1 pseudogene is annotated in these 1157 nt (G+C 42.0%); it reads right to left on the bottom strand.

The features are described from left to right. Nucleotides 1-1157: pseudogene (locus AZF08_RS29360) on the bottom strand (condensation domain-containing protein); the annotation flags it as partial.

The raw sequence follows: 1157 nt of genomic DNA, 5'->3' as shown, positions 1-1157 counted from the left end.
TACTAAATGATGAATAACAATCAACAAATGATCGCCTTCTTCACATTGGAACAAGCCCAGTTTCATTAACGGTCCTTCACTTAAATCAATGCTTCTTTGAATCGTATTTGTAGCCTCTTCGATTGCTAAAGCTGGATTTCTATTTCCTGTGAGATTCATCACTTCCAGACTGAATAATTCTTCTCCCTCTATTCCTCGGTTCCATGTCTCATACCCTTGTTCTGTTTGACGGAAGACCATACGCAGCGCATCATGATGCTCGGCAATTTTTTGTATCGTCTTACGAAGAGCTGATACATCAAATCCTTGTTTCCGGTATAACATGAACGCTTGGTTAAAGTGATGCGGAGCTGTCACCTCGCGGTCGAAAAACCAACGTTGAATTGGTGTTAACTTAGCCTCACCTGTTACTTCGCCTTGTTCAGCAACTCGCGTTATTTTCTCCACATGCGGACTTAAAGACGCAACAGTCGAATATNTGAATTGGTGTTAACWTAGCCTCRCCTGTTACTTCGCCTTGTTCAGCAACTCGCGTTATTTTCTCCACATGCGGACTTAAAGACGCAACAGTCGAATATTTGAATAAGCTTTTCATATCTACTCGATAACCAGCTTGATACAGTCTTGAGGAGACTTGGATGGACTTAATCGAGTCGCCTCCCAAATCAAAGAAATTATCCAATACTCCAATTTGCGGAACACCAAGTACCGTTTGCCAAATCGAGACTAACATTTCTTCCATTGGGGTTTGCGGGGCAACATACTCCGTACCTGTTTGTAAATTTCCTTCTAGCGCAGGCAATGCTTTACGATCAATCTTACCATTTGGTGTTAATGGCATTTGGACGAGCTGTACAAAGTAAGATGGAATCATATACTCTGGTAATTCTTGTGACATCGCCTCCCGAAGTTGTCCCACTGTTAAGCTTTCGTCTCCRACAAAGTATGCRCACAATTGTTTTAATCCATTTTCATTCTCTCGTGTAACCACAACTGCCTCTTGAACTAACTCTACTTTCTGAAGAACCGACTCAACCTCACCCAATTCAATTCGGTACCCTCGAATTTTCACTTGATCGTCGATTCTGCCAATATACTCAATATTTCCATCCGGTAACCATTTGGCCAAGTCACCTGTTTTATACATGCGCTCTCCT

This window comes from Bacillus gaemokensis (assembly GCF_001590835.1).
Classification (GTDB): Bacteria; Bacillota; Bacilli; order Bacillales; family Bacillaceae_G; genus Bacillus_A; species Bacillus_A gaemokensis.
This window is presented reverse-complemented; position numbering and strand designations above follow the sequence as displayed.